This is a genomic window from Streptomyces sp. NPDC048258 (assembly GCF_043201995.1).
Lineage (GTDB): Bacteria > Actinomycetota > Actinomycetes > Streptomycetales > Streptomycetaceae > Streptomyces.
On record NZ_JBICZH010000023.1, the window covers coordinates 107,390 to 115,424 of the forward strand.

At 69.4% G+C, this 8,035-nt stretch carries 8 protein-coding genes and 1 pseudogene; 4 read left to right on the forward strand and 5 right to left on the reverse strand.

Annotation, left to right across the window (positions count from 1 at the left end):
* Nucleotides 1-21: 21 nt before the first annotated feature.
* A complete protein-coding gene (locus ACGFYQ_RS35505; protein ID WP_393750328.1) occupies nucleotides 22-987 on the forward strand; it encodes a metallopeptidase TldD-related protein in 966 nt (321 codons plus the stop codon).
* Nucleotides 988-1,217: 230 nt separating this feature from the next.
* Here the strand turns inward: ACGFYQ_RS35505 and ACGFYQ_RS35510 are convergent, their stop codons facing one another.
* From ACGFYQ_RS35510 to ACGFYQ_RS35520, 3 genes are read right to left on the reverse strand one after another with little or no spacing between them, the layout of a single operon-like run.
* Nucleotides 1,218-1,934, reverse strand: coding sequence for a class F sortase (locus tag ACGFYQ_RS35510; protein WP_393750329.1), 717 nt, complete (start codon nucleotides 1,932-1,934; stop codon nucleotides 1,218-1,220).
* Nucleotides 1,931-2,755 (reverse strand): hypothetical protein, encoded by an 825-nt coding sequence (locus ACGFYQ_RS35515; RefSeq protein WP_393750330.1) that lies wholly within the window; start codon nucleotides 2,753-2,755, stop codon nucleotides 1,931-1,933. Before ACGFYQ_RS35515 ends, ACGFYQ_RS35510 begins: the two co-directional genes overlap by 4 nt.
* Entirely contained in the window at nucleotides 2,752-3,492 is a 741-nt protein-coding gene (locus ACGFYQ_RS35520; protein WP_393750331.1) for a ribosome-inactivating family protein, read from the reverse strand. Before ACGFYQ_RS35520 ends, ACGFYQ_RS35515 begins: the two co-directional genes overlap by 4 nt.
* Before the next feature lie 531 nt (nucleotides 3,493-4,023).
* Here ACGFYQ_RS35520 and ACGFYQ_RS35525 point away from each other — a divergent pair.
* Together ACGFYQ_RS35525 and ACGFYQ_RS35530 are read left to right on the forward strand one after the other, a co-directional pair.
* Nucleotides 4,024-4,461 carry a VOC family protein gene (locus tag ACGFYQ_RS35525; protein WP_393750332.1) on the forward strand — a complete coding sequence of 146 codons (438 nt, stop codon included), beginning with the start codon at nucleotides 4,024-4,026 and terminating at the stop codon, nucleotides 4,459-4,461.
* 250 nt (nucleotides 4,462-4,711) lie between these two features.
* A pseudogene (locus tag ACGFYQ_RS35530) lies at nucleotides 4,712-4,915 on the forward strand (IS630 family transposase); the annotation flags it as partial.
* Nucleotides 4,916-4,999: 84 nt separating this feature from the next.
* On the opposite strand, the gene ACGFYQ_RS35535 reads toward ACGFYQ_RS35530, so the two are convergent.
* Nucleotides 5,000-5,470 carry a GNAT family N-acetyltransferase gene (locus ACGFYQ_RS35535; protein ID WP_393750333.1) on the reverse strand — a complete coding sequence of 157 codons (471 nt, stop codon included), beginning with the start codon at nucleotides 5,468-5,470 and terminating at the stop codon, nucleotides 5,000-5,002.
* 142 nt (nucleotides 5,471-5,612) lie between these two features.
* Between ACGFYQ_RS35535 and ACGFYQ_RS35540 the strand changes: the two genes are divergently transcribed.
* Nucleotides 5,613-6,149: a S1 RNA-binding domain-containing protein gene (locus tag ACGFYQ_RS35540; RefSeq protein ID WP_393750334.1), complete on the forward strand. Its 537-nt coding sequence runs from the start codon at nucleotides 5,613-5,615 to the stop codon at nucleotides 6,147-6,149.
* A 574-nt stretch (nucleotides 6,150-6,723) separates the two neighbouring features.
* Here ACGFYQ_RS35540 and ACGFYQ_RS35545 read toward each other — a convergent pair.
* Nucleotides 6,724-7,158, reverse strand: coding sequence for a hypothetical protein (locus tag ACGFYQ_RS35545; protein WP_393749785.1), 435 nt, complete (start codon nucleotides 7,156-7,158; stop codon nucleotides 6,724-6,726).
* Between the last annotated feature and the right edge of the window lie 877 nt (nucleotides 7,159-8,035).

Here is an 8,035-nt window from a genome sequence, read left to right on the forward strand (position 1 = left end):
GTCGGGAATCCGCTCCCGGGCGTGCTCAGGGAGGCCGCAGACCTGCTCGGCCCGGGGACGGAGATCTCCTCGGGGGAACGGGACGACGGGCTGGTGCGGGTCCACATCACGCTCGGCCCCGCGCGCCACGGCCATACGCCCCAGTGGGGGGTCGCGGCCTACGACCGCGGTTTCGTGGCCGGGGAAATCCAGCGGGGCGTACGCCAGTTACAGTCCGACCGCGCGCTGCTGGCCCTGCGGACGCCGCTCACGCGGCCGCTGTCGGGCGCCGCACTCCTGTCCCCCGCCGCGGCCGGGGTGTTCGTCCACGAATGCTTCGGCCACACCAGCGAGGCGGACAACTACCTGGCCCAGGAGGCCTCGGCCGACCGGGTCCTGGGCGATCGCTGGACCGCGGCCCCGCTGACGGTCCGGGACACCCCCGGGGCCCGCCCGTACGCGGGCAGCTACCGCGAGGACGACGAAGGAACCCCGGCCCGTACGGTCACGTTGCTGACGGAGGGCCGCTGGACGGGCCTGCTGACCCACAGGGCCACCCGCCGACTGAGCGGGGGCCGGAGCACCGGGCACGGCCGGGGCGCCACCGGGGCCGCGGTGCCCCGGTGCAGTGTGCTGGAGGTCGAGCCGGGACCGTACTCACCGCCGGAACTTCTGCGGCAGATGGGTGACGGCTGGCTGCTGGGCACCGCCGTCGGCGGGTACTCGGTACGCGGGCTGCTGATCCTCGAACTGCTGTGGGTGCGCCGGGTGCGGGCGGGCCGGCTCACGGACGAGGTCCTGGGTCCCACGGTCGTCTGCGCGAAGAAGTCCGCGCTGGCCGCCCAGGTGACCGCCGTCGGCAATGACGTTGCGGTGCACAGCTCCCCGTACACCTGCGTCAAGGAGGGCCATGAGGTCGGCTCGACCCTGATCAGCCCTTCGCTGCTGTTGAATCGCTGCGTGTTGCGCCCGCTGGACCAGCTGGAACGGGCGCAGGGCAGGGCCTGAGACGTGACGTCGCCCCAGAGCTGCCGAAGGTGTCGCCCGTGCATGTGCGATGGCCGGCGCTGAAGGGGATGTCGGCGCGGCGTGTGTGTCGGCGCAGGTCGATCCGTTCCAGCGGCGAAGCGTTCGGATCCGTCGGCGCCTGCCCCAGCGGAGAGCGAGGTCTGGATCCGGGCGAACGGGCCGGGCAGGCCGCTGGTACACGTACGAGCGGACCTGGCCGGCCGTCCTGGCTACGCGGCGTCCGTCATGCGGGCGAACACGACCACGTTGCTGTCGTAGTAGTGCTTCTTCGGGTCGAAGTCGCCGCCGCAGGTGACCAGGCGAAGGCCCGCGTGGTCGAGGTTCTTGTAGACCTCCAGTGTGGGGAACTCGGCCTTCGGGTACTCGGCGACCCGGTCCACCGTGAACGTGACCGTCTTGCTGTCCCGCCGGGTCACCTCGATGGTGTCACCGGTCTTCATCGTCTTCAGCTTCTCGAACACGGCGGATGCTCCGTTCCACGTGACATGCCCGGCGATCACGGCCGGTCCCTGGGAGCCGGGGGTCGGCCCCGGCTCGTACCAGCCCGCGAGCGCGGGGTCCTTCGGGGTCTGCATGGTGCCGTCCGCGTTCTGCCGCAGCGTCTCCAGGGAGCTGGACAGGCCGAGGGAGGGGATCGTGATCTTCTGCGGCTCCGACCGGGCGAGGGCGGGCTCGGCCCGGCCCGCACCCGTGCCCGTACCGCCCTGCGATCCGCCCGCGGGTGCCTTCCCGGTGGGAGTGGCGCCGACGGCGGCCGGTGCCCCGCCCTGGAGGGCTTGCCCCTCAGGGGCGGGGGGCTTCACCGCGTTCTGGCCGGCGCACCCCGCGAGGAGCAGCCCGGCGAGCGCGGCGGCCGCCAGAGTGCCTGCGGTCCGGCGCTGGCGGAGCCCTGTGGTGGATGCGGAGATCGCGGGGGCCGGCTTCACGCGCCGCCCCCGGTGGTCTCCCTGCGGACGGGGACGGCAGTGCCCCGCTTCCGCGCGACGGCCACCGCACCGGCCACCACCGCGAGTACGGTGATCGCCGCACCGTCGCGCACCGTCACCGGTACCGCCGCGCGCTCCGGAGAACCGCCGCCGGTCTCGATGCCGCCGACCGGAATGGACCCCACGGCCGCGCCCTTGACCTCTCCGCAGTTGGTCGGAGCCGTGGCCTCCTGGGGCAGCTTCGGGTCGAGCTCGCTCTTGCCGGCCCCCTCGAAGTCGTACTTGTCGTTCTTGTTGCGGTCGATGCCGTGCTGCACGACGTGCAGGTCCTTGATGTGGTCGACCACGTCCTGGCCGACGGCGATCGTCCGCTTGTAGGAGACCTTGCCCTGCTTGTCGGCGACGGGCATGCGCTCCACGGCGAGACCGCTGGTGGCCTTGGTGTCCCCGGCCGTGGTGAGTGAGATGTTGATGTCGCCGTAGTCGTGCGTGGCCTCGGTGTTGCTGAGGACCCCGTCGCCGTCGGTGTCGTCGGTGGCGTCCGGGCAGCGGAAGTCGTGCCCCTTCGTCGAGCCGTGCAGATGCTGCGCCGACGGCTGTCCGGGCACCATGCCCTCGGACTCGATTTGCACGGTGAGTTGGTTGCCCTTGAGGCTGAGCATGACCGTACCGCTGGAGCCTGATTCGTTCAGCTGCGCCAGGTCGATCTGGTACGCCTTTCCACCCTCCGCGAGAGCTGGTCCGGAAAAGCCCAGGGTCAGGAATACGGAGGCGGGTACGGCGGCGAGTACCACGAGGCGACCGGTGCGCTTGACTATCACATTCGCTCCTGTTCCGTGGATCCCCGGGACGGGAATCGCAGATCGTACGGGGTTGAGATGAGCTCCTGGAGAGGGTCTCGCTCCTTCTTCGGTGCCCCAACGCTCGTGGATGGGGGCCCATGTGAAGAGTTCCGGGCGACTGCCGCGGCGTCTGCTGCGGTGTCTGCTGCGGCCGACAGTCGTCCGCCGGTCATCCAGATGCGTGACATCGCATCGGCCAGGGCGGGGTATCGGGCAGCCTCGCACAGCATTTCCGAGAGCACGAGAATTCCGTGTGCGGTGCACTTCGGATCGCGGTTCCGATGCAGCCAGACGACCGCGTTGCCCAAGGGTCGGCGCCCCAGGGAGATCCCCGAACGCCGGACGTCGGCGGCCGTCTCCAGGTCGGAGCGGCCTCCACCGAACGGCAGGGCTTCCGTTCGGCGGATTCCCGGTGGCGCGACCGAGTCCCGCACGTGACGGACATACGCCTCCGGCGGGGCCTGCCCGTTCTCGAAGGTGTTGCGGAACCCGACAACGCGAAGGCCCGCATTCTGCAGGCGGAGCTCGATGTACAGCTCGATGAACAAGCCTCGCTGCTGAATGCGCACCGGGAGGAAGGGCATTCCTCCCTCCCAGCGCCCGGCCCTGCTGAAAAAGCCCTTGGCCTCATCCGCTCTCGACCGGATGGTCGACGTCAGGAGCCGGTACTCGTCCACCGATGCGTACGCCGATGAGAACGACACGGGTTTCAGCACGGCCGCCCACATCAGGTGAAGGAGCCGGAACTCGGACTCCTCGGAAGTAATCTGACCGAAATCGGTTCGATCCTGCTGAACTCACGCACGTGCATCCACCGCCTTCGATATCATCCCGATCGTCGACGGGTGACATCATCCCCGTCGCCGGGTTCGGCTCGGTCCGATCCTTTGTAGTCGTCCTGGCGGCGACCGGGCGAATAGTTGGCCGCTGATGCTAAGAATTCAGCGCGCGATCCCGGTGGCCGGACGACTGCCGGTGAGCGTCAACGGCCCTGGCGGCGCTGTAGTTTGGCGCCCCCTGCTCTGTGTTCAGGCCCTGGGACCGCTCGGTGCTGCTGCCGAGGGACCGGGGTCACCACGGGTAGGCCTCGCGTGCGTACGACGCCCGACTGGAAGGTCGACCGGGTGGTAACCGGCGATGTGTGACGGCTGCCCGGGCTTTGGCTCTCGTTACGTGAAGGGCTTCACTGACCGTGATGTCAGGGACGCGCGGTACCGTCGCCGCATCTGACCCCCGAGGAGGGCCGCATGGCGACCAGGTGGAGCTTGACGATCGACTGCGCGCACCCGGCGAAGCTGGCCGACTTCTGGGCACTGGCGTTGGGCTATGTGGAGAAGCCCGCACCCGCAGGATTCGGGAGCTGGGAGGAATGGTTCTCTCATCATGGGATTCCTGAGGACGAGTGGGATGAGGGCGCGTACCTCTGTGATCCCGAGGGGGCGGGCCCCAACTTGTCCTTCCTGAAGGTGCCGGAGCCGAAGGCGGTGAAGAACCGGGTGCACTTGGACGTTCAGGTCGGTGGCGGCCGTGAGACACCGTGGGAGGTGCGATGGCCGCGCGTGGTCAAGGCGGTGGAGCGGTTGACCGCTGCCGGTGCGACCGTGGTTCGTGAGGAGGACATGCAGGGCCGGCCCGATCATGTGGTGATGGCTGATCCGGAAGGAAACGAGTTCTGCCTGGTCTGACAGCGGAACTTCACTCCCGGCAACTGCCGTCCGCACCCGCGCCGCCGACGGCGGAGGCAACCACCCCGTGCGCCTCCGGATCCACCGCGGCGTTGAGATCGAGGGAGAGCCCGACACCGGTGAGCGGAGCTCCGCGGAGTCAGCAGCCACGGCGGTGGCTGCGGCCGACGACTGCGGCGAGGCCCGCAACGGGCAAAGGGCGGTAGGCCAGTGCCACTGGTCGACCCGCAAGCTCGCCGACGGAGCGTCCCGACCGTTGCCGGCGCCCTATCACCGCACCCACGGGGTCACCTGCTTCCACGGCTGCTGCTCGGTCGGCGACGACACCCTCTGGGCATCAGCCGATGCCGCAAGGGCATCGGCCCGACCTGGGCCGCACTCAGGAGCATCCGGGCAGCGCGTCCCAGACGGCGCCCCGATCTACGTGGTCATGGACAACCTGTCCGCCCAACGACGCGAACGCGCCCGCGTCCGCGTCCGTAGCGAGAAGGGCATCCGCTGGGTCGGACGACCACTCGCCCAGATGGCTTGAGCGTCCTCAGAGCTCTTGCTTCCCAGGGCGCCACACGTACCGGATGTCCGGCTCACGTTCCTCGTTGCGGTGACCGTCGGTGTACTCGGCAGCGACGAAGCCGTGCCGCTCGTAGAAGCGACGTGCCGACTCGTTGACCTGGAACGTCCACAGCGTCAGCCCGGCGGGACGGCGCTGCTTCGCCACCCGCATGAGGCGGCCGCCGATGCCCTGGCCCTGCCAGGCCGGATCGAGATAGAGCTGATCCAGGTCTTCGCCGTCCAACACCATCATCCCCACCACCGAGCCCTCGACCGTAACCACCCACGTTTCCTGGCCAGGCACGACCACCTCCCGCACCCAGGACCGGACCTGGTCGTCCGTATGCGCTCGGCGCACGCCCGCAAGCGCCGCCGTGAAGGAACGCAGCCACACCTCGGCCACCGCGGCAGCATCGGAGTCGACCGCACGGCGGACGACAAAGTTGTTGATCTCCACAGCGCCGCATGCTCGCAGACACGTGACGCGGCCGCACGCGAGTTCTCCGCGACGCCCGGACCAGAACGGAACCCGTTGATCGTCTCCGGTCAGAGCGCCAGACGCCTCTCCGGGCGTGACCGGCACATGCCATGATCTGTGGATGAGCGAGTACTCCTGGCCCGGGGAGAACGGCAGGCGCGTGCCCGACGCGGCCTCGGCCTGGGTCGAGACCGTCCGCGTTCTGCCCGTCGGTACCCGCATCACCGGCGAGGTCGTCGGCCGGCAGCCCTTCGGTGTCTTCCTGTGCATCGACGGCCGCCCCGACGCCGTGGGCCTGGCCAGGATCGACAGGATGCCCAGGTGCATGGAGCTGCCGACCGTGGGGCAGCGCATCACCGGCGAGGTCGTTTGGCACGCCGACCACAATCACCAGGTGGGGATCGTGCTCGGCGAGTGGGCCGAGCACGAAGACCTGCTGCCTCGCTTCCGCGTCGGCCAGGTCGTCGGCGGACGCATCACGAAGATCGCGTCCATCGGCATCTTCGTGCGCCTGGCCGACTGCGTCGAGGGACTCGTTCCGCTCACCGGGCCGGCTGCGTCCGCGGAGGCCTTCCGCGAGGGCCGGGAGATGTCCGTACAGATCGTGGCGGTCGACCACGAGCGGAACCGGATCCTTCTGACCGAACGAGTCCCGTAGCTCCCGAACGCTGCGCTGGGCGGGTCCCGCCCAGCCTTTGCCGGGCTCGGCGTGATCCGAAAGACACGGCCCCGCGGCGACGGCACCAACAGCCGGCTGCACACCTGACCACCCGCCCACCGGCATCCGCCCGGCGGGCCCCGGGCGGCCAGGCACAGCCGGCCTTGGGGCTGTTCGCGCCATACAGCGGCTCGCAGGGGGCAGCTGTCGCGGCCGAGCGGAGCCGCGACGAGCTGGGTGTGTCGGTACCCGCCGGTGAGCGCAGTGGCTGCTCGGGGCAGGATGGGTGCGTGACACCTCCCCGACTGCTGTGGTGTGACCCGCGGCCCATCCCCCGGCTCAACCGGCAGGAGCCGGTGACCTGGATGCAGGCGGAGCGGGACGCCGCGGACTAGGCAAGATCGGAAAGACACTGCCCAGCCAATTTGCCGGGAGACCGCAGTGCGTCTCGACGCCGCGAGGAGTCGCCGACGGGCATGCAGACGCCGGAGAGGTGGTCAGCCTCTCCGGCGTCTGCAGTGTGGATGGGGCGGCTCGCCGGGATCTGCTCCCGGGGCTGTGGGGCTGTCGGCCCTCACTTGCCGAGCTTCGCCTTCAGGGCGTCCTTGAGCTGGTTCTTGATCACCTGCTTTTCGACCTTGCTCACCGTGCCGCCCGTGCCCGTGCCGTCACCGCCCACGGAGGTGGCGTCACCGGTGTTGACGGCGTCGGCACTGGCGTTGCCGCCGGTGGCCGCACCCGTGGTGACGTCGCACCCGCCCTCACACTGACCGACACCCGAGTTGGCGTTTCCACCAGTGGCGGTACCACCGACCGTCGTGTTCTCGGCGTTGGCGTCACCACCCGTACCGATACCGTCGGCGCTGTCACTGGGGGCGAGGGTGACGGCGTGCTGCGGGACGGCGGCCGGTGCGGCCATCGCGGTCGCCGGCAGCGCGATACCGCCGCCCACCAGCGCCAGGGAAGCTCCGGCCAGAACAACACGACGAGTCGAGAACAGCTTGTGCATGAGAATTCTCCATTCGATGCAATAAAGAAAAGGGATTGAATCCGTCCCGCAGAACAGGCCGGGAATAGTTTTCCGACCTCATTTCCTCCCGGGCTTCCCCGGTGGGCACACTTCAAATAAACCCTGCGAGGGCACGTGCGTCACGCCACTCGAATACGTGGCTGGACATCCAGAACCGATCTTGGTAAAAGCTGCCGCCGCGCCTGCGCAAGCCGCCCGAGCCCTGCGCCGTCCGGCCGCGGCCTTCGGCTGCATACAAGGAGGCACGAGAGCCGAGGGTGAGCCGCATCCCCTCCCGGCGCGGCGATCACGGCGGAGCGGCGGAGGGCGCCGGGACGCTCGATGACCTGGAGTGACCGGGCACGGCGGCATGCAGCGCGCACGACGCCGTCGATCCACTCCCGCCCATCCTCCGCCACGACCAGGACGGCATACCCGGACCCGCCGCCGGAGCAGGGCTCGCCCGGCATTTCCTGGACCTGCCCGGGCTGCCCGGGCCTCCCCGCTGCGCACATTGCCGCAGGCGGATGCACAGGACGCGCAGGGCGCAGTACAGCTTCGTCACCGTCGACCAGGGCCGACGCCGACCGATATCCGTACGCCAGAACCGTTTACGTACGCGCATTCGGAGAAATGGCAGAAGCGTCTGTTACAGGGCCTTGAACCCGTTCGGCGCAGGGGCTTCGGGCGGCGAAGAAGCCGGGCGCCGGTGGGCTGGGACGCTGCGGTCCATGGGCTCCCTGGGTATGGGTCGGACCTGCCGCCCCCGACGGTCAATGCGACCTTGACGCATGTCCCTTACAAGGGAGGGTTACGGACATGTCCGTATTAGGCAACACGCGCTGCTTTCGTTGCTTTCAGGCGTGATTCGGGGCCA